Source organism: Variovorax sp. N23, from assembly GCF_025486315.1.
GTDB lineage: Bacteria > Pseudomonadota > Gammaproteobacteria > Burkholderiales > Burkholderiaceae_C > Variovorax.
Window position 1 is genome coordinate 1 of record NZ_JAOOPY010000002.1, and the last position, 17,654, is coordinate 17,654.

Here is a 17,654-nt window from a genome sequence, read left to right on the forward strand (position 1 = left end):
AGAAGGTCTGCGCTTCGCCATTCGCGAAGGCGGCCGTACCGTGGGTTCGGGCGTCGTGGCCAAGATCCTCGACATCTGAGTCGAGCGAACAAAGGAATCATCACCATGGCCACGAAGCAAAAAATCCGCATCCGCCTGAAGGCATTCGACTACAAGCTGATTGACCAGTCGGCGGCCGAGATCGTCGACACCGCCAAGCGCACCGGCGCCATCGTCAAGGGCCCCGTGCCCCTGCCGACGCGCATGAAGCGTTTCGACATCCTGCGTTCGCCGCACGTCAACAAGACGTCGCGCGACCAGTTCGAAATCCGCACGCACCAGCGTCTGATGGACATCGTCGACCCGACCGACAAGACGGTGGACGCGCTGATGAAGCTCGACCTCCCGGCCGGCGTGGACGTCGAAATCAAGCTGCAGTAAGCCTTTCGCATTCCTGCATGCTTCAAAGCCCGTCGGTAGAAATACCGACGGGCTTTTTTTGTTCTTGCGTGCCATGGAGGTGTGGCATTCTCCGGAGCGCAGGTGACGACTGGCATCATCGGCGCAAGGAGTCTTTATGGGCGGAATGTGGTGGTCCCGGGCATGCCTGCTGCTTTGTGCCGCGGTGCTCGCCGGCTGCGGCGGCGGTGGGGGCGGTGGGGGCGGTGGCGCCACGCCGGCGGGCGGCACGGTCGTCATCCAGGGTGTGGCAACCTTCGATTCGGTCCCGAATGCGAGCAGCGGCCGCCTCGATTACAGCGCCACGAGCGCCAAGCCGATCCGGGGTGCGGTCGTCGAGGCGGTGGCCGAGGATGGCAGCCGGGTGCTGGCAAGCGCCATGACCGGCGAAACGGGGGCCTATGCCCTGTCGGTGCCCGTGAACACGCAAGTGCAGATCCGCGTGCGCGCCCAACTCCAGCGCAGCAGCGCGCCGAGTTGGGATGTGACGGTGCGCGACAACACAGCGTCCGGCGCGATCTACAGCATTCAGTCGGCCGTCTTCGGCAGCGGCAGTGCGGCGTCCCTCCAGCGCGACATCCACGCACCGTCTGGCTGGAATGGCAGCGCCTACGGGAGCACGCGCGCGGCCGGCCCTTTCGCGCTGCTCGACACCGTCTATGTGGCCATCAACAAGGTGCTCTCGGTGGCGCCCGCCTTGAACTTCCCTGTCTTGCGCGTGTACTGGAGCAGCAAGAACAGGCCCTCCTCTGGGGATCCGGCAGTCGGCGAGATCGGCACCACCTTCTTCCGGTCGAGCAGCGACGGTGAGCGCGCCATCTATGTACTCGGACAGGCCGACGTGGACACCGACGAGTACGACGTTTCGGTGGTGGCCCACGAGTGGGGTCACTACTACCAATCCGCGTTCAGCCGCGATGATTCACCGGGCGGAGAACACGGCCCGGGGGATTTGCTCGACCGCCGACTGGCTTTCTCGGAAGGCTGGGGTAACGCGTGGTCCGGCATTGCCTTGGAGCGCTCCACGTACAGCGATTCAAATGACGTTGCTCAGAGCGGAGGCTTTTCGCTCGATCTGAGCAGCGCCCCCGCCACGAACCGGGGTTGGTTCAACGAGCAGTCGATCCAGTCCATCTTCTGGAACCTGGAGCGTGCGGCTGGCTTCGGCGCCATTCATGCGGCCATGACCGGGCCGTTCAGGAGCGGCGTGCCAGTGACCTCCATCCATCCCTTTGCGGCGGCATTCGCCGTGGCGGCGCCTTCGCAGGCGGGTACGCTGGCGAGTCTGTTGGCGGCGCAGGCGATCAGCCCCTCTACGAGCGATCCTTTCGGTACGTTGGAGACCAACGACCAGGGTCTCTCCGGGGTATTGCCGCTCTACAAGAGCGCGGCGAGTTCCAACCTGTGCGTTGAGAAAGACAACGAGCGGCGAAATACCATTGGCCGGTTCGCGTATGTCCGATTCACTCTGGCTGCGGCCGGCTCGCATCAGATTGACGTCACTGGACTGCCCTCCACGTCGAATCCGGCGTTCGAGGTGTATCAAGGTGGCCTGCTCACGAGTCAGAACGTGCAATCGGGTGCGAGCGAAAGCGGTACTCTGAACCTTCCTGCAGGGGAGAGTGTCCTGGTTCTTCGCGATAGCAACGCCGGTGCTGCATGCTTCACCGTTTCAATCAACTGAGGAGAGCGGACATGAGCGCCCAACCGTCCTTTGTGCGCACGCGTTTCGCTGCGTTGGCCCTGATGGCGGCAGTGGCTGCACTGCCCGCCCATGCCGACCGCTCCGGAACCGAAGAGACCGCCCGCGATGCGGGCGCGCCCCGTGCCGCCATGAAGCCTGTTGCGCCGCGCAAGACGAACGGCTCCGGCATCGAGGTGCAGTTCCGCATCGACGGCACCCCGCGCTTGGGCGAGGCCTTGCCGATCACCCTGAGCTTCGTCGGCATCACCGACCCGGCCGGGGCGACCGTCCGCTTCACGGCCGATGCCGGACTCTCGTTGCCGGCCGCCTACCTGTCGAAGCTTCCGCTCTCTGTGGGGCAGACGGCGCCGACGCTGACGGTGCCGGTCACGCCCATGGCGGAAGGCCTGGCCTACCTCAATGTCTTCACCACCCAGGGCGGGAAGACCAGCGCCAACTCGGTGCCGGTGCAGGTCGGCAAGGCGACAGCGTCGAAGCCGGGCGGCGAACTCAAGTCGACGCCGAGCGGCGACAGGATCCTGATCGTCCCGGTCCCTTGATCCGCTCGGCCTTGCGCGCCTGAGCACTCGCGGGCTATAATCGCCGGCTCTGCCCGTTTTGCGCCTCCAGGGGCGCGCGACGGCGAGAATTTATCAACCTTTCTTCGTGACTGGTTCCCCTCAACAGGAGCGCAGTCAACGCTGTCGCCAATTGAAGTGGCAGCGGCGAAGGAAGACTTCCATTTTTGGAGAAAACATATGAGTCTGAGCAACTCCCTCGGGTTGCTGGGCCGCAAGGTGGGGATGATGCGTCTCTTCACCGATGACGGGGACGCAGTTCCTGTCACGGTGGTGGATGTGTCCAACAACCGTGTGACCCAGATCAAGTCGCAAGAGACCGACGGCTACGTCGCGCTTCAAGTGACGTTCGGCTCGCGCAAGGCATCGCGCGTGACCAAGCCGCAGGCAGGCCACCTCGCCAAGGCGGGTGTGGAAGCTGGCGAGATCATCCAGGAATTCCGCGTGACCGCCGATACGGCCGGTCAGCACAAGCCCGGTGGCGTGATCGCTGCAGGCAGCGTGTTCGCGGTCGGCCAGAAGGTGGACGTGCAGGGCACTTCCATCGGCAAGGGCTTCGCTGGCACCATCAAGCGCCACAACATGAGCTCGCAGCGCGCGTCGCACGGCAACAGCCGTTCGCACAACGTGCCGGGTTCCATCGGTATGGCGCAGGATCCGGGCCGTGTGTTCCCGGGCAAGCGCATGACGGGCCACCTCGGCGACGTCACCGTTACCACGCAGAACCTCGACGTGATCCGCATCGACGAAGCCCGTCAACTGCTGCTCATCAAGGGCGCGATCCCCGGCTCGAAGGGTGGCTTCGTCACCGTGCGTCCGGCCATCAAGGCCAAGCCGCAAGCGGCTGAAGGAGCGAAGTAATGCAACTCGAACTCCTGAACGAACAAGGCCAAGCCGCGTCGAAGTACGACGCCCCCGAAACCGTGTTCGGCCGTGACTACAACGAAGACCTGGTCCACCAGATCGTCGTCGCCTTCCAGGCCAACGCCCGCCAAGGCACGCGCGCCCAGAAGGACCGCGAACAGGTCCATCACTCGACCAAGAAGCCTTTCAAGCAAAAGGGAACGGGCCGCGCCCGTGCCGGTATGACGTCCTCGCCGCTGTGGCGCGGGGGTGGCCGGATCTTCCCGAACATGCCTGACGAGAACTTCACGCAGAAGATCAACAAGAAGATGTACCGCGCCGGTATGGCTTCGATCCTCTCGCAGCTCGCTCGCGAAGGCCGTCTGGCCGTGGTCGATTCGATCAAGGTCGACTCGCCCAAGACCAAGCCGCTGGCTGCCAAGTTCAAGGCGATGAACCTTGAATCGGTGCTGGTGATCGCCGAAGAAGTCGACGAGAACCTGTACCTCGCCTCGCGCAACCTGGTGAACGTGCTCGTCGTCGAGCCGCGTTACGCCGACCCGGTGTCGCTGGTGCACTACAAGAAGGTGCTCGTCACCAAGGGTGCCGTCGACAAGCTCAAGGAGATGTTCGCATGAGCCGCATGAATCCTACGCCGGCCTTCCGGACGCAGTTCGAAGAAGGTCGCCTGATGGCCGTGCTGGTCGCACCGATCGTGTCCGAAAAGGCCACGATGGTCGGCGAGAAGTCGAATGCCGTCACTTTCAAGGTGCTGCAGGACGCCACCAAGCCCGAGATCAAGGCCGCTGTTGAACTGATGTTCAAGGTCGAAGTCCAGGGCGTGTCCGTGCTCAACACCAAGGGCAAGACCAAGCGCTTCGGCAAGTCCATCGGTCGCCGCGACAACGTTCGCAAGGCCTATGTGACCCTGAAGGCCGGTCAAGAGCTCAACCTCGTCGGGGAAGGTGCTTAAATCATGGCCGTCATCAAGATGAAGCCGACTTCGCCGGGCCAACGTGGCGCGGTGAAGATCTCGCGGGACCACCTGTTCAAGGGTGCTCCTCATGCTGCGCTGCTGGAGCCGCAATTCCAGAAGGCCGGCCGTAACAACAACGGTCACATCACGACCCGTCACAAGGGTGGTGGCCACAAGCACCACTACCGCGTGGTGGACTTCGTGCGCAACAAGGACGGCATCCCGGCCAAGGTCGAACGCATCGAGTACGACCCGAACCGCACCGCCCACATCGCGCTGGTGTGCTACGCCGACGGCGAGCGCCGCTACATCATCGCCCCGCGCGGTCTGGAAGCCGGTGCCACGCTGCTGAGCGGTTCGGAAGCCCCGATCCGCGCTGGCAACACACTGCCGATCCGCAACATCCCCGTGGGTTCGACCATCCATTGCATCGAACTGCAGCCCGGCAAGGGCGCGCAGATCGCTCGCTCGGCCGGCACCTCGGCGACCCTGCTGGCACGCGAAGGCGTCTACGCCCAGGTCCGCATGCGCTCCGGTGAAGTGCGCCGCATTCACGTCGAATGCCGCGCCACGATCGGCGAAGTGGCCAACGAAGAACACAGCCTGCGCCAGCTCGGCAAGGCCGGTGTGAAGCGTCACATGGGTATTCGCCCGACCGTTCGCGGTGTGGTGATGAACCCGGTCGACCACCCGCACGGTGGTGGCGAGGGCAAGACCGGCGAAGGCCGTCATCCGGTCGACCCGTGGGGCAACCTCACCAAGGGCTATCGCACCCGTAACAACAAGCGCACGCAGGTCTTCATCGTGTCGCGTCGCAAGAAATAAGGGGATAGCACATGACTCGCTCTCTCAAGAAGGGTCCTTTCGTCGACCACCATCTGGTGGCCAAGGCCGACAAGGCCGTGACGACCAAGGACAAGAAGCCGATCAAGACTTGGTCGCGTCGCTCGATGGTCCTGCCCGAGTTCATCGGCCTGACCATTGCCGTGCACAACGGCAAGCAGCACGTGCCCGTGTACATCACCGACCAGATGGTCGGCCACAAGCTCGGCGAATTTGCGCTCACGCGCACGTTCAAGGGGCACCCCGCGGACAAGAAAGTCCAGAAGAAGTAAGGAACGACCATGTCTGAAACACGTGCAGTCCTCCGCGGTGTCCGCCTGTCGGTCGACAAGGGCCGTCTGGTCGCGGACCTCATCCGCGGCAAGAAGGTCGATCAAGCGCTCAACGTTCTGCAATTCACGCAGAAAAAGGCCGCTGTGATCATCAAGAAGGTGCTCGAGTCGGCCATCGCCAACGCCGAGCACAACGACGGTGCCGACATCGACGAATTGAAGGTCAAGACCATCTACGTCGAGCAAGGCGCCACGCTCAAGCGCTTCACCGCCCGCGCCAAGGGCCGCGGCAACCGCATCAGCAAGCCCACGTGCCATGTGTACGTGACGGTTGGCAACTAAAGGCCGGAAGACTATGGGACAGAAAATCCACCCCACTGGCTTCCGCCTTGCGGTCAGCCGTAACTGGTCCAGCCGCTGGTATGCCAGCAACAAGGACTTCGCCGGCATGCTGGCGGAGGACATCAAGGTGCGCGAGTACCTGAAGAAGAAGCTCAAGAACGCGTCGGTTTCCCGCGTGATGATCGAGCGTCCCGCCAAGAATGCGCGCATCACGATCTACTCGGCACGTCCGGGCGTCGTGATCGGCAAGAAGGGCGAAGACATCGAGAACCTCAAGCGCGAACTCGGCAGGCAGCTGGGCGTGCCGGTCGCAGTGAACATCGAAGAAGTGCGCAAGCCCGAAATCGATGCCAAGCTGATCGCCGACAGCATCACGCAGCAGCTCGAGAAGCGGATCATGTTCCGCCGCGCCATGAAGCGTGCCATGCAGAACGCCATGCGTCTGGGTGCCCAGGGCATCAAGATCATGTCGTCGGGCCGCCTGAACGGCATCGAAATCGCACGTTGCGAGTGGTACCGCGAAGGTCGCGTGCCGCTTCACACCCTGCGCGCCGACATCGACTACGGCACCTCGGAAGCCAAGACCACGTACGGCGTCATCGGCGTCAAGGTCTGGGTCTACAAGGGCGACACGCTGGGTCGTAATGACCTGCCGGCCGTCGAAACGCCGCGTCCTGACGACGAGCGCCGCCCCCGCGGTCCGCGTCGCGATGGCCGCCCGGGTGGCGACCGTCCGGGTTCGGACCGTCGTGGTCCTGGCCCGCGCGCCGGTGCCCGCGGCCCGATCGGTGGCAACACCGCGCCGGCCGACGGCAGCGACAAGCCCGCAGAAGCCACCGGTGCAGCCGCACCGGGTGCAGACGCCCCGAAACCCGCCGTTAAGCGCGTCCGCAAAGCCGCGCCAGCTGCAGCAGCTGACGGTGCCAAGACCGAGTAATCGGTCGCCCCTGGGCGCGCAAGCGCCTGGGGTCATCACGGAGTAAGAAAACATGCTGCAACCTGCACGTAGAAAGTTCCGCAAGGAACAAAAGGGCCGCAACACCGGTGTTGCGACCACGGGCAATTCGGTCGCCTTCGGCGACTTCGGCCTGAAATGCACCGATCGCGGCCGTCTGACGGCGCGCCAACTCGAAGCGGCACGTCGCGCGATTTCGCGTCATGTGAAGCGCGGTGGCCGCATCTGGATCCGCGTGTTTCCCGACAAGCCGATTTCGACCAAGCCCGCCGAAGTGCGGATGGGTAACGGCAAGGGCAACCCCGAGTACTACGTGGCCGAGATTCAGCCCGGCAAGATCGTGTTCGAGATCGTCGGCGTGCCCGAAGAACTCGCCCGCGAAGCGTTCCGCCTGGCTGCTGCCAAGCTGCCGCTGCGTACCACCTTCGTCGCGCGCCAGCTCGGCACCTGATCGAGGAGAGAACACTCATGGCAACACGTAAGAAGAAGGACGCCGCGGCCAAGCCGGTCAAGGTGTCGAAGGCTGCAACGCTGCGCGAAAAAGACGTCGCCGGCCTGCAAACCGAAATCAAGGATCTGCAGAAGGCCCATTTCGGCCTGCGCATGCAGAAGGCCACGCAACAGCTGTCGAACACCTCGACGCTGCGCGTGACACGTCGCGACATCGCTCGCGCCAAGACCATTCTTGCGCAGAAGTCGCAAGAGACCGCCGCCAAGTAAGGAGCAGACATGACGGAAGCTAAAAAATCCCTCAAGCGCACCTTGATCGGCAAGGTGGTCAGCGACAAGCGTGAGAAGACCGTGACCGTGCTGGTCGAGCGTCGTGTGAAGCACGAGCTCTACGGCAAGATCGTGGCCAAGACCAGCAAGTACCACGCCCATGACGAAAAGGGCGAGTACCACCTGGGCGACACCATCGAGATCACCGAAAGCCGGCCGATCTCGAAGACCAAGAACTGGGTCGTGACCCGCTTGGTCGAGAAGGCCGCCCTGGTCTGACCCTCGGCACACAGCCACCCCGGAAACGGCCCACAATGTGGGCCGTTTCTTTTTTGTCTGGAGCATTCTCATCATGATCAAAGTCGGCGATTCCCTCCCCTCGGTCACCCTCATGGAGTATTCGGAGGTCGAAGGCGAGGGCTGCAGCATCGGGCCGAACGCCGTGGACGTCACGAAGGCAGCGGCCGGCAAGACGATCGCCGTGTTCGCGTTGCCCGGCGCCTTCACGCCCACCTGCTCGGCCAAGCATGTGCCGGGTTACGTGCAGCATTTCGATGATTTCAAGGCCACCGGCGTCGACGAGATCTGGTGCCTGAGCGTCAACGACGCCTTCGTGATGGGCGCCTGGGCGCGCGACCAGAAGACCGGCACCAAGGTGCGCATGCTGGCCGACGGCAGCGCCGATTTCGCCAAGGCGACCGGCCTGACGCTCGACCTCACCGGCCGCGGCATGGGCCTGCGCAGCAACCGCTACTCGATGCTCGTGAAGGACGGCAAGGTGGCCTCGCTCAACGTCGAGGCGCCCGGCAAGTTCGAGGTCAGCGACGCCGAGACCTTGCTGGCACAGGCCAAGGCCTGAGCCCCGGCGCTCGAGCTCGGGCTACAGCTCGACCTTGAGGTAGTGCGAGCCCGCGATCGGGTTGTGGTAGTAGGGCGGCACCTCGGTGAAGCCCAGGTCTTCGTACAGCGCCCGCGCGGATTCCATGTCGTCCAGCGTGTCCAGCAGGACGCACGCATAGCCCGCGCCGCGTGCCGCGTCGAGGATCGATTCCGCCAGGCGACGCCCCAGGCCGAGGCCGCGAAAACAGCGCCGCACGTAAAGCCGTTTCATTTCGGCCGCATTGGGATAGTCGACGGCATCGAGCGGGCGCAATGCGCAGCAGCCGGCCACATGGAGCGCGCGACCATCCGCAAGTCGCAGCGGCGGGTCGGAGGGAGCGACGTCGGGGGGCGCGTCGACCAGCGCCAGCAGGAGCGCTCCCCGGGGCTCGGCGTAGTCACCGGGCAGTCGCCCGAGTTCCTCGTCGAAATTCTGAAAACTCAAATCGATGCCCAGGCCCGCCGCGTACTCCGTGAAGATCACGCGGGTGGCGTCGAACGCGGCCGCATCGTCCGGCGTGAGCAGCACGATGTCGGGTGCGCCGGTGAGCGGCAGCGGACGGGACGGCGAGATGCTCATGGCCGCATCGTACCGATCCAGACGGCCACGGCGACGCAGCCTGCGAAGACCGCGAGGGCCAGCAAGCGCATCGCGGCATCGTCGCGGCTGGGCGTCACCGCCGTGGTGCGCGAAAGTACCTTGTCGCCGGTGATCATCGACGCCACGAGCCGCTGGCGGCGCACCAGGCCGTGGTAGAGCAGCGCCGCCAGATGGAGGGCGATGAGCGCGATCACGACCCATTTGCCCTGCCCGGCATGCCACCCTGTCGCCAGGCTGCTCATCGCCCCCGACACAGTGTGCGCCAATGGCCCCGCGTAGGTGATCGCGTCATCGGCCACGAGGCCGGTCGCGACCTGGAGCGCCAGGACAGCGAGCATCGCGAAGACCGAGAGCGACCCCAGCGGGTTGTGGCCGATGAGGTGGTCCGGATGCGCCTGGCCCCGCAGGTAGGCCGCGACCGATCGCGGGCCATGGGCGAAGGCTGCGAAGCGCGACCAGCGCCCCCCCATGAAGCCCCACACGAGCCGGAACAGCAGCAGGGCCAGCACCGCGTAGCCCAGGCGGAAATGCCAGTCCATCACGCCGGTCCAGCCGGTGACCAGGACGCCGGTGACCGTCACCGCCAGCAGCCCGTGGAACAGCCGCGTCGGCAAGTCCCAGATGCGCGTGCGCGCCAGGCCGGTATCCGGCGTCGCGGGGGAGGGGGCGGGGGGCGTCATCGGGGCATGAAGGGCTGCGGAAGGCGCAGATTAGCAAATCCGCGTCTGGCGGCCGGAAATTCCTTCGCCTCGCATCCATCGTGCGGTGCGCCCCTAAACTGCCTTCGGCGCCGCGCCGCGGTGTCTTCCCCTCGATGCAAAGGACACCCATGATTCGTCTTGCCACCCTCGCATGCGCCCTGACGCTGGCCGTCGCAGCGCTGCCTGCTCTGGCGCAGCCGCAGAAGTTCGACAAGCCCGAGGACGCGGTCAAGTTCCGTCAGGCCACGTTGAAGGAACTGCAGAAGAACTTCAAGCGGGTCGCCGACATGGCGTCCGGCCGCGACGACTTCGATGCCAAGGGGGCTGACGAAAGCGCCACCCGCGTGGCCGAACTCATCAAGCAGCCGTGGCCCGCATTCGGCCCCGGCACCGAGGGCGGCAAGGCCCGTCCGGAAGTCTGGACCGAGCAGGCGAAGTTCCAGGACCTGGCGGGCAAGGCGCAAGGTGAAATGCTCAAACTGGCTGCGGCGGCCAGGACCGGCAGCCTGGACGCCATCAAGGCGGCGATGGGCCCGGCCGGCGCCTCGTGCAAGGCGTGTCACGACAGCTTCAGGGCACGCTGATCCCCGGCAAGCCGACGCAAAAAAGGCACCTTGCGGTGCCTTTGCGTCCAGTGCCCTGGCTGCTCAAGCCTCGGCCAGCAGCTTCTCGATCAGCTTGTGCAGCTCGGCGAAGTCCGGTTCTCCCACGTAGCGCTTCACGATCTCGCCGCGCTTGTTCACGATGTAGGTCGTCGGGGTGAGCGCCACGTCGCCCCAGGCCTTGGCGACGGCGCCTGTGTTGTCGATCGCCACCTTGAAGGGCAGCTTGCGGGTCTCGGCGAAGTTCACCACGTAGCTCGGCGGGTCGTAGCTCATGGCGACGGCCAGGGTGTCGTAGCCTTGCGCCTTGTACTTGTCGTAGGTGGCGATCACCTTGGGCATCTCGCCCACGCAGGTCACGCAGCTGGTGGCCCAGAAATTCACCAACGTCACCTTGCCTTTGAGATCATCGGTGGTCTTCTTGCTGCCATCGAGCAGGACGAAGGTCGACGCAGGCGCTGCCGAGACGCCCGTGTTCAGGTAGACGCCTGCGCCGGCGGCCAGGGCGATCGCAAGGGCGGCGACAGGGATGATTTTTTTCATGGGAGATGAATCGATGAAGCGCCGTAATTTTAGTTCCGCCTGCCTGTCCGTGCCTGCCTCTCTGGTATTGCTCGCCACACGGCAGGCACACGCCCTGTCGATCGGCGACCTCAGCGCGGTCGACGCGTCGGCCGGCGTCAAGGCTGCGCTCGAGAAGGGCGCCACGGTGGCCGTGAGCCTGCTGGGCCGGCCCGACGGTTTTCTCGGCAACCCCAAGGTGCGCATCCCGCTGCCGGGCTATCTGGAGGACGGGTCGAAGATCCTGCGCATGATGGGGCAGGGCAGCCGCATCGACGAGCTGGTGACGGCCATGAACCGCGCGGCCGAGCAGGCGGTGCCTGCCGCCAAGGACCTGCTGATCAACGCTGTGCGGACCATGAGCGTGACCGACGCGAAGGGCATCCTGACCGGCGGCGACAACTCGGTGACGCAGTTCTTCGCCGAGAAGACGCGCGCGCCGTTGACCGAGCGCTTCCTGCCGGTGGTAACCGCGGCCACCGTCAAGGTCAAGCTGGCCGAGAAGTACAACAAGTTCGCCGGCAAGGCCGCCGGCCTCGGTCTGGTGAAGAAGGAGGACGCCAACCTCCAGGGCTATGTCACGGGCAAGTCGCTCGACGGCCTGTACCTCGTGATCGGCGAGGAAGAGCGCAAGATCCGCCAGGATCCGGTGGGCAGCGGCAGCGCCATCCTGCAGAAGGTTTTCGGCGCCATCCGCTGAGCCGCGTGCGACGGCCGGGCCGGGCTCGCGGCTCGATAATCGACGCCCGATGCTTCTCCCTTCCCGTGCCGGTCTGGCCGTCGCCTTCGTCGTAGCGATCGCCTTGTCGGCCTGCAGCCCGACCTTCAACTGGCGCGAAGTGCCGGTCGGGGACGCCGGCCTGGTCGCGATGCTGCCCTGCAAGCCCGACCGCGCCACCCGTGCCATGCCGCTCGGTGCGGCGTCGGTCGAGGTCGAGGTGGTGGGCTGCGAGGCCGGTGGCGCGACCTTCGCCGTGGCGCACGCGCGGGCCGCCGATGCAGCACAGGCCGAAACGTGGCTGACCGCCTGGCGCATGGCCACGCGGGCGCAACTGGCCGACGCGCAGGCCGCCGAAACCCCCGCCGCGGTGCCGCGCGCCGCACCGCGGCCGGCGCCGGTCCGCTTCGATGGCGGCGGCCCCGCTGCGGCGCACCTGCTGTGGTTCGCGCAGACGCGCGCCGGCGGCGTCTCGCTCTACCAGGCGACCGTGCTCGGCCGGCCGTCGTCCGCGGAGGCCGTCTCCACTTTCGACGAAGGCCTGCGGCTGCCGTGAGCGCCGCCCGGCCGCCCGAAGGCGCTCAGCACCGCAGCCCGCAGGGCGGAGGTTATCCAATGAGCAGCGCCACCGATCACTCCTCCACTTCCTCGGCCGACCCGCATAATCGACGCCCGACTCTCCGCGCCGCATGAACAGCATCTTCATCATTGCCCACGCTCCGCTCGCCCAGGCGCTGCGTCAGTGTGCGCTGCATGTGTTCCCCGACTGCGAACGCCACATCGCCGCGCTCGACGTGCTGCCGAACGTGTCGCCCGAAGAGACGCTGGCGGCCGCGCGCATCACGCTCGACATGGCCTTGCGCACCCCGCGCTCGCAGGTGCTCGTGCTGGCCGACGTGTTCGGCGCCACGCCCTGCAACGTGGCGCAGAAGCTGGTCGACGGTGCGCGCTCGCGCCTGGTGGCCGGCGTCAACCTGCCCATGCTGCTGCGGGCCGTGAGCTACCGCAACGAGCCGCTCGATGCGCTGGTGCAGCGGGCCATGGCCGGGGGCACCGCCGGCGTCATGCAAGTCGCGGTTTCCGCTCCTCAGAATCAGGCGAGAAGAAAGCACAGTGATCAAGACATCCGTGACCATCAGCAATAAGCTGGGCCTGCACGCACGCGCGTCGGCCAAGCTCACCAAGCTCGCCGGCAGCTTCCCATGCGAAGTCTGGCTGGCCCGTGGCGACCGCCGCGTCAACGCCAAGAGCATCATGGGTGTGATGATGCTGGCCGCCGGCATCGGCGTCACCATCGACCTCGAGACGAATGGCGACCAGGAACAACAGGCGATGGATGCGCTGGTCGCGCTCATGAACGACAAGTTCGGCGAAGGCGAGTGATGTCGCCCCCACGCTCCGCACTGCGTGTCGTCGCTGCCCCCCGAGGGGGCGCGGCCGGCTTGGGGCGGCCCGGCGCCGGCCGGTTGTCGCCCCCGCGCGTCGTCCCATGACGTTCGCGGTCCACGGCCTCCCGGTCGCCCGAGGCATCGCCATCGGGCGTGCCGTGCTGGTGGTGTCGAGCCGCATCGACGTCGCGCACTACTTCATCAAGCCCGAGCAGGTCGAGACCGAGATCCAGCGTGTGCGCGGCGCGCGCAACGCGGTCGCCGACGAGCTGACCAAACTGCAGGCCAGTGTCGCGCTGATGGGCCCGAGCGAGGCGCCGCACGAGCTGGCAGCGCTGCTCGAGGTGCACCAGATGCTGCTGCAGGACGAAGCGCTCAGCGACGGCGTCAAGCACTGGATCACCGACCGCCTCTACAACGCCGAATGGGCGCTCACCACCCAGCTCGAGGTCATCGCGCGCCAGTTCGACGAGATGGAGGACGAGTACCTGCGCGAGCGCAAGGCCGACCTGGAACAGGTCGTCGAGCGCATGTTGCATCGCATGAAGGGCACCGCGGCCGTGCTGGCGCCGACGCCACCCAAGCGCAAGCGGGCGCACGCCGACGACGATGAGCATCACGACCCGACCACCGACGACAGCGTCGACGCGCCGCTGGTTCTGATCGCGCACGACCTCTCGCCCGCCGACATGCTGCAGTTCAAGAAGAGCGTGTTCGCCGGCTTCGTGACCGATGTCGGCGGACGCACCTCGCACACCGCCATCGTCGCGCGCAGCATGGACATCCCCGCGGTGGTCGGGGCGCGCACCGCGAGCCAACTGGTGCGGCAGGACGACTGGGTGATCATCGATGGCGATGCCGGCGTGGTGATCGTCGACCCGTCGCCCATCATCCTGGCCGAGTACGGCTTCAAGCAACGCCAGGGCGAACTCGAGCGCAGCCGTCTCACGCGCCTGCGCCACAAGCCGGCCGTCACGCTCGATGGTGAGCGCGTCGAACTGCTCGCCAACATCGAGATGCCCGAAGACACCCTCGGTGCGGTCAAGGCCGGCGCGGTGGGCGTCGGCCTCTTCCGCAGCGAGTTCCTCTTCATGGGCCGCGAGGCGCAGCAGCTCGCACGCCTGCCCGACGAGGAGGAGCAGTACCTGGCCTACCGCCGCGCGGTCGAAGGCATGCAGGGCATGCCCGTGACCATCCGCACCATCGACGTCGGCGCCGACAAGCCGCTCGACGGCAAGGCCGCCCGGCAGGAGCACCTGAACCCGGCGCTGGGGCTGCGCGCCATCCGCTGGAGCCTGGCCGACCCTGCCATGTTCCTGACCCAGCTGCGGGCCATCCTGCGGGCGGCGGCCCATGGCGAGATCCACCTGCTCATCCCGATGCTGGCGCACGCCAGCGAGATCCGCCAGACGCTCGCGCTCGTCGACGAGGCGCGCGCGCAGCTCGACCAACGCGGTGCGGTCTATGGCGTGGTGAAGCTCGGCGCCATGATCGAGATTCCGGCCGCGGCGCTCACGCTGCGGACCTTCCTCAAGCACTTCGACTTCCTGTCGATCGGCACCAACGACCTGATCCAGTACACGCTGGCCATCGACCGCGCCGACGAAGCGGTGGCGCATCTGTACGACCCGGCCCATCCGGCGGTCCTGCGCCTGGTGGCCGACACCATCGCCGAGTGCCGCCGGCAGGGCAAGGGGGTGAGCGTGTGCGGCGAGATGGCCGGCGACGTGACCTTCACGCGCCTGCTGCTCGGCCTGGGGCTGCGCAGTTTCTCGATGCATCCGTCGCAGATCCTCGCGGTCAAGCAGGAGGTGCTGCGGGCCGACACCGGCAAGCTCGCGCCCTGGGCGCAGAGCGTGCTCGAGGCCGAGGAGCCGGCGGCCCTGCTCAGCGCGCCGCGCTGACGCCCGCCTTCCGCGGGCGGCAGAAGCTCAACGGACCCGCGTGCCGATCGCGGCGGCCGAGATGATCATCAGTGCGGCCAGCGCGATCGTCCATGACAGCGGTCGGCCGGTCAGCACCAGCAGCAGGCCGGTCGACGCCAGCGGCGTGAGGTAGCTCAGGATGCCGATCTGTCGCGCGTCGCCGCGCTTGAGGGCCATGTCCCACAGGTAGAAGGCCGCGCCGAGCGGGCCCAGGCCGCACAGCGCGATCAGCACGATGTCGCGCGTGCTCAGGGTCGCCGACGGTTCCAGCACGGCGTGGCAGCCCAGCGCCAGCAGGCCGGACACCAGCCCGAACAGGCCGATCGCCGCTGTCGGAAAGGCGGGGACCCGCTGCGTCCACAGCGAATAGCTGGCCCAGATGAAGGCCGAACCGAGGGCCGGCAGGAAGCCCCAGGCCACCGTTGTCGGGCCCGCGGCCGAGGCGCCGCTGCGCGCGCCGAGGATGGCGATGGCCGCGCCGGCGAAGCCCAGCAGCGCAGCGACCACGTGCAGCGGCCGCAGCGTCATGCCCTTGAGCAGCAGCGGGGCGAGCACCACCATGAAGAGCGGCCACAGGTAGTTCACCAGGTTCGCCTCCACCGGCGGGGCGTGGCGCAGCGCGATGAAGAGCAGGAAGTGGAAGCCGAACAGGCCGTAGAGGCCCAGCGCCAGCGTGCGCGGCGGCACGGCCCAGGCGCGGCGGTCGCGCAGCAGCTGCGGCAGGCTCAGCACGCTGCCGATGGCCAGGGCCAGCCCGGTCAGGAGGAAAGGCGGCACATGCGAGAGCGCGGTGCCCAGCGAGGCGAGCGTGGCCCAGAAGGCGATGGCGCCGAGCGCGAGCAGGGTGGCGGGGGACATGCGCCGAGCTTAGAGGGGCTGGTCGTCGCGCGGCGACGGCGCATCGTCGCGCAACGCGCCCCGGCTCAGCCGTCGAAGGGCCGTGCCTGGCGACGCAGAGCGGCGGTGAGCGCCGAGGGCGAGCGGTAGCCGGTGCGGCGGGCCGTCTCGGCGACGCTGGTGCCGGCGGCGCGCAGCGTGCGCGCCTGCGCCAGGCGGAGGTCGCGCAGCCAGTGCATCGCACTCGTGCCCATCTCGTCGCGGCAGCGCGTGTTGAACTGGCTGGCACTGAGGCAGCAGCGCGCCGCCAGCATGGCGACGTCGAGCGGTGCGGCGTGCCTGCCGGCGGTCCAGGCGGCGAGCGCGGCCCAGTCGATCGGCCTGCGTGCGCTGTGCGGTGTCGGCGTGCCGTGCCAGGCCTCGAGCAGCAACAAGGGGCCGTAGAGCGTGGCCAGCGCGGCGTGGTCCTGCGCCACGCTGTGGGCGAGGCATTGCGCCAGGGCGCGCGCCTGGGGTGACGGCGTGGTGTGCCCGGCATGCCGCTGCCAGGCGCTCAGGGTGCTGTCGAGCACCAGGCACCGGCTGCTGCCGTCGGCGCCGAAGTCGTGGCGCTCGCCTGGCGGGATCACGCAGCCGTCACCGGCGGCGATGCGCCGGCCGCGGCCTTCGACCTCGAGTTCGAGCACGCCGTCGAGGCCGATCAGCACCTGGAAGTGGTCGTGCGCATGGCTGCCGTGCGATGCGCCATAGTGGCGCAGCGTCAGGGTGCCAGCGACCACGGTGCGCGCCTCAGACGCCGGCTGCGTGCGCCTGCTCGTCGGCGTGGTAGCTCGAGCGCACCATCGCGCCCACCGCGGCGTGGCTGAAGCCCATCTTGTAGGCCTCTTCCTCGAACATCTTGAACGTATCGGGATGCACGTAGCGGCGCACCGGCAAGTGCGAGTTCGACGGCGACAGGTACTGGCCGATGGTCAGCATGTCGATGTCGTGCGCCCGCATGTCGCGCATCACCTGCAGGATCTCTTCGTCGGTTTCGCCCAGGCCCACCATGATGCCGCTCTTGGTCGGCACGTTCGGGTGCAGCGCCTTGAACTTCTTGAGCAGGTTCAGGCTGAACTGGTAGTCGCTGCCCGGGCGCGCTTCCTTGTAGAGGCGCGGCGCGGTTTCCAGGTTGTGGTTCATCACGTCCGGCGGCGCGGCCTTCAGGATCTCGAGCGCGCGGTCGTCGCGGCCGCGGAAGTCGGGCACCAGGATCTCGATCTGCGTCGTCGGCGAGAGCTCGCGGATGTTCTTGATGCACTCGACGAAGTGGCCGCTGCCGCCGTCGCGCAGGTCGTCGCGGTCGACGCTGGTGATCACCACGTACTTCAGGCGCAGCCTGGCGATGGTGCGCGCCAGGTTCAGCGGCTCGTCCTGGTCGAGCGGGTCGGGCCGGCCGTGGCCGACGTCGCAGAACGGGCAGCGGCGGGTGCACTTGTCGCCCATGATCATGAACGTCGCCGTGCCCTTGCCGAAGCATTCGCCGATGTTCGGGCAGGAGGCTTCCTCGCACACCGTGTGCAGCTTGTTCTCGCGCAGGATCTGCTTGATCTCGTAGAAGCGCGTGCTCGGCGAGCCGGCCTTCACGCGGATCCACTCGGGCTTCTTGAGCATCTCGCCCTGCACCACCTTCACCGGGATGCGCGACAGCTTCGCCGCGGCCTTCTGCTTGGCGAGGGGGTTGTAGGTTTCGGCGCTCTGCGCCTCCCGCACGACGGGCGAGGGGACGACTTCGGTGTTGCTCATAGGGGC

The 17,654-nt window shown here is 66.9% G+C and carries 26 protein-coding genes and 1 pseudogene; 21 read left to right on the forward strand and 6 right to left on the reverse strand.

The features are described 5' to 3' along the window. The 15 genes and pseudogenes from N8A90_RS02845 to N8A90_RS02915 all read left to right on the forward strand — a co-directional run. Positions 1-79: pseudogene (locus tag N8A90_RS02845) on the forward strand (elongation factor Tu); the annotation flags it as partial. Positions 80-105: 26 nt separating this feature from the next. After that, on the forward strand, positions 106-420 hold the full coding sequence (gene rpsJ / locus N8A90_RS02850; protein ID WP_028250951.1) for a 30S ribosomal protein S10: 315 nt from the start codon (positions 106-108) through the stop codon (positions 418-420). A gap of 136 nt (positions 421-556) precedes the next feature. After that, complete coding sequence (locus N8A90_RS02855) at positions 557-2,122, forward strand: hypothetical protein (protein WP_262073152.1); 1,566 nt, start codon at positions 557-559, stop codon at positions 2,120-2,122. 11 nt (positions 2,123-2,133) lie between these two features. Then, positions 2,134-2,682: a hypothetical protein gene (locus tag N8A90_RS02860; protein WP_262073153.1), complete on the forward strand. Its 549-nt coding sequence runs from the start codon at positions 2,134-2,136 to the stop codon at positions 2,680-2,682. 198 nt (positions 2,683-2,880) lie between these two features. Beyond that, on the forward strand, positions 2,881-3,561 hold the full coding sequence (gene rplC / locus N8A90_RS02865; RefSeq protein WP_262073582.1) for a 50S ribosomal protein L3: 681 nt from the start codon (positions 2,881-2,883) through the stop codon (positions 3,559-3,561). After that, complete coding sequence (gene rplD / locus N8A90_RS02870; RefSeq protein ID WP_262073154.1) at positions 3,561-4,181, forward strand: 50S ribosomal protein L4; 621 nt, start codon at positions 3,561-3,563, stop codon at positions 4,179-4,181. Before rplC ends, rplD begins: the two co-directional genes overlap by 1 nt. Then, positions 4,178-4,516 carry a 50S ribosomal protein L23 gene (rplW, locus tag N8A90_RS02875; RefSeq protein ID WP_262073155.1) on the forward strand — a complete coding sequence of 113 codons (339 nt, stop codon included), beginning with the start codon at positions 4,178-4,180 and terminating at the stop codon, positions 4,514-4,516. The genes rplD and rplW overlap by 4 nt, the downstream gene beginning before the upstream one ends. Before the next feature lie 3 nt (positions 4,517-4,519). After that, on the forward strand, positions 4,520-5,344 hold the full coding sequence (gene rplB, locus N8A90_RS02880) for a 50S ribosomal protein L2 (protein ID WP_262073156.1): 825 nt from the start codon (positions 4,520-4,522) through the stop codon (positions 5,342-5,344). Between the two features lie 11 nt (positions 5,345-5,355). Further along, entirely contained in the window at positions 5,356-5,634 is a 279-nt protein-coding gene (gene rpsS / locus N8A90_RS02885; protein WP_007838132.1) for a 30S ribosomal protein S19, read from the forward strand. A gap of 9 nt (positions 5,635-5,643) precedes the next feature. Next, a complete protein-coding gene (rplV, locus tag N8A90_RS02890) occupies positions 5,644-5,976 on the forward strand; it encodes a 50S ribosomal protein L22 (protein ID WP_007838134.1) in 333 nt (110 codons plus the stop codon). A 13-nt stretch (positions 5,977-5,989) separates the two neighbouring features. Then, on the forward strand, positions 5,990-6,913 hold the full coding sequence (rpsC, locus tag N8A90_RS02895) for a 30S ribosomal protein S3 (protein ID WP_262073583.1): 924 nt from the start codon (positions 5,990-5,992) through the stop codon (positions 6,911-6,913). A 52-nt stretch (positions 6,914-6,965) separates the two neighbouring features. After that, positions 6,966-7,382, forward strand: a complete 417-nt coding sequence (rplP, locus tag N8A90_RS02900; RefSeq protein WP_262073157.1) for a 50S ribosomal protein L16 — start codon at positions 6,966-6,968, stop codon at positions 7,380-7,382. A gap of 62 nt (positions 7,383-7,444) precedes the next feature. Continuing rightward, positions 7,445-7,651, forward strand: coding sequence for a 50S ribosomal protein L29 (gene rpmC, locus N8A90_RS02905; protein WP_262073584.1), 207 nt, complete (start codon positions 7,445-7,447; stop codon positions 7,649-7,651). 9 nt (positions 7,652-7,660) lie between these two features. Then, positions 7,661-7,930 carry a 30S ribosomal protein S17 gene (gene rpsQ, locus N8A90_RS02910; RefSeq protein WP_262073158.1) on the forward strand — a complete coding sequence of 90 codons (270 nt, stop codon included), beginning with the start codon at positions 7,661-7,663 and terminating at the stop codon, positions 7,928-7,930. Between the two features lie 73 nt (positions 7,931-8,003). Further along, complete coding sequence (locus tag N8A90_RS02915; RefSeq protein ID WP_262073159.1) at positions 8,004-8,510, forward strand: peroxiredoxin; 507 nt, start codon at positions 8,004-8,006, stop codon at positions 8,508-8,510. 21 nt (positions 8,511-8,531) lie between these two features. Here N8A90_RS02915 and N8A90_RS02920 read toward each other — a convergent pair whose 3' ends face one another. Both N8A90_RS02920 and N8A90_RS02925 read right to left on the reverse strand, forming a co-directional pair. Beyond that, positions 8,532-9,110, reverse strand: coding sequence for a GNAT family N-acetyltransferase (locus N8A90_RS02920; RefSeq protein ID WP_262073160.1), 579 nt, complete (start codon positions 9,108-9,110; stop codon positions 8,532-8,534). After that, positions 9,107-9,811 (reverse strand): cytochrome b/b6 domain-containing protein, encoded by a 705-nt coding sequence (locus tag N8A90_RS02925; RefSeq protein WP_262073161.1) that lies wholly within the window; start codon positions 9,809-9,811, stop codon positions 9,107-9,109. The genes N8A90_RS02920 and N8A90_RS02925 overlap by 4 nt, the downstream gene beginning before the upstream one ends. 149 nt (positions 9,812-9,960) lie before the next feature. On the opposite strand from N8A90_RS02925, the gene N8A90_RS02930 reads away from it, so the two are divergent. Next, entirely contained in the window at positions 9,961-10,416 is a 456-nt protein-coding gene (locus tag N8A90_RS02930; protein WP_262073162.1) for a c-type cytochrome, read from the forward strand. Between the two features lie 63 nt (positions 10,417-10,479). Here N8A90_RS02930 and N8A90_RS02935 read toward each other — a convergent pair whose 3' ends face one another. Continuing rightward, positions 10,480-10,977 carry a TlpA disulfide reductase family protein gene (locus N8A90_RS02935; RefSeq protein ID WP_262073163.1) on the reverse strand — a complete coding sequence of 166 codons (498 nt, stop codon included), beginning with the start codon at positions 10,975-10,977 and terminating at the stop codon, positions 10,480-10,482. 13 nt (positions 10,978-10,990) lie between these two features. Here N8A90_RS02935 and N8A90_RS02940 point away from each other — a divergent pair, with 13 nt between their 5' ends. The 5 genes from N8A90_RS02940 to ptsP all read left to right on the forward strand — a co-directional run bounded on the left by N8A90_RS02940 (position 10,991) and on the right by ptsP (position 15,005). Continuing rightward, positions 10,991-11,695, forward strand: a complete 705-nt coding sequence (locus tag N8A90_RS02940) for a DUF4197 domain-containing protein (protein WP_262073164.1) — start codon at positions 10,991-10,993, stop codon at positions 11,693-11,695. Positions 11,696-11,744: 49 nt separating this feature from the next. Further along, positions 11,745-12,269: a hypothetical protein gene (locus tag N8A90_RS02945; RefSeq protein WP_262073165.1), complete on the forward strand. Its 525-nt coding sequence runs from the start codon at positions 11,745-11,747 to the stop codon at positions 12,267-12,269. 133 nt (positions 12,270-12,402) lie between these two features. Then, entirely contained in the window at positions 12,403-12,858 is a 456-nt protein-coding gene (locus N8A90_RS02950) for a PTS sugar transporter subunit IIA (RefSeq protein WP_262073166.1), read from the forward strand. Next, positions 12,827-13,096: an HPr family phosphocarrier protein gene (locus tag N8A90_RS02955; protein ID WP_262073167.1), complete on the forward strand. Its 270-nt coding sequence runs from the start codon at positions 12,827-12,829 to the stop codon at positions 13,094-13,096. Before N8A90_RS02950 ends, N8A90_RS02955 begins: the two co-directional genes overlap by 32 nt. 106 nt (positions 13,097-13,202) lie before the next feature. Next, positions 13,203-15,005 carry a phosphoenolpyruvate--protein phosphotransferase gene (ptsP, locus tag N8A90_RS02960; RefSeq protein ID WP_262073168.1) on the forward strand — a complete coding sequence of 601 codons (1,803 nt, stop codon included), beginning with the start codon at positions 13,203-13,205 and terminating at the stop codon, positions 15,003-15,005. A 27-nt stretch (positions 15,006-15,032) separates the two neighbouring features. Here ptsP and N8A90_RS02965 read toward each other — a convergent pair whose 3' ends face one another. The 3 genes from N8A90_RS02965 to lipA form a co-directional block, all read right to left on the reverse strand. Beyond that, positions 15,033-15,884 (reverse strand): DMT family transporter, encoded by an 852-nt coding sequence (locus N8A90_RS02965; protein WP_262073169.1) that lies wholly within the window; start codon positions 15,882-15,884, stop codon positions 15,033-15,035. Positions 15,885-15,949: 65 nt separating this feature from the next. Next, positions 15,950-16,642, reverse strand: coding sequence for an AraC family transcriptional regulator (locus tag N8A90_RS02970; RefSeq protein ID WP_262073170.1), 693 nt, complete (start codon positions 16,640-16,642; stop codon positions 15,950-15,952). Between the two features lie 10 nt (positions 16,643-16,652). Next, positions 16,653-17,648: a lipoyl synthase gene (gene lipA / locus N8A90_RS02975; protein ID WP_262073171.1), complete on the reverse strand. Its 996-nt coding sequence runs from the start codon at positions 17,646-17,648 to the stop codon at positions 16,653-16,655. Positions 17,649-17,654 lie beyond the last annotated feature (6 nt).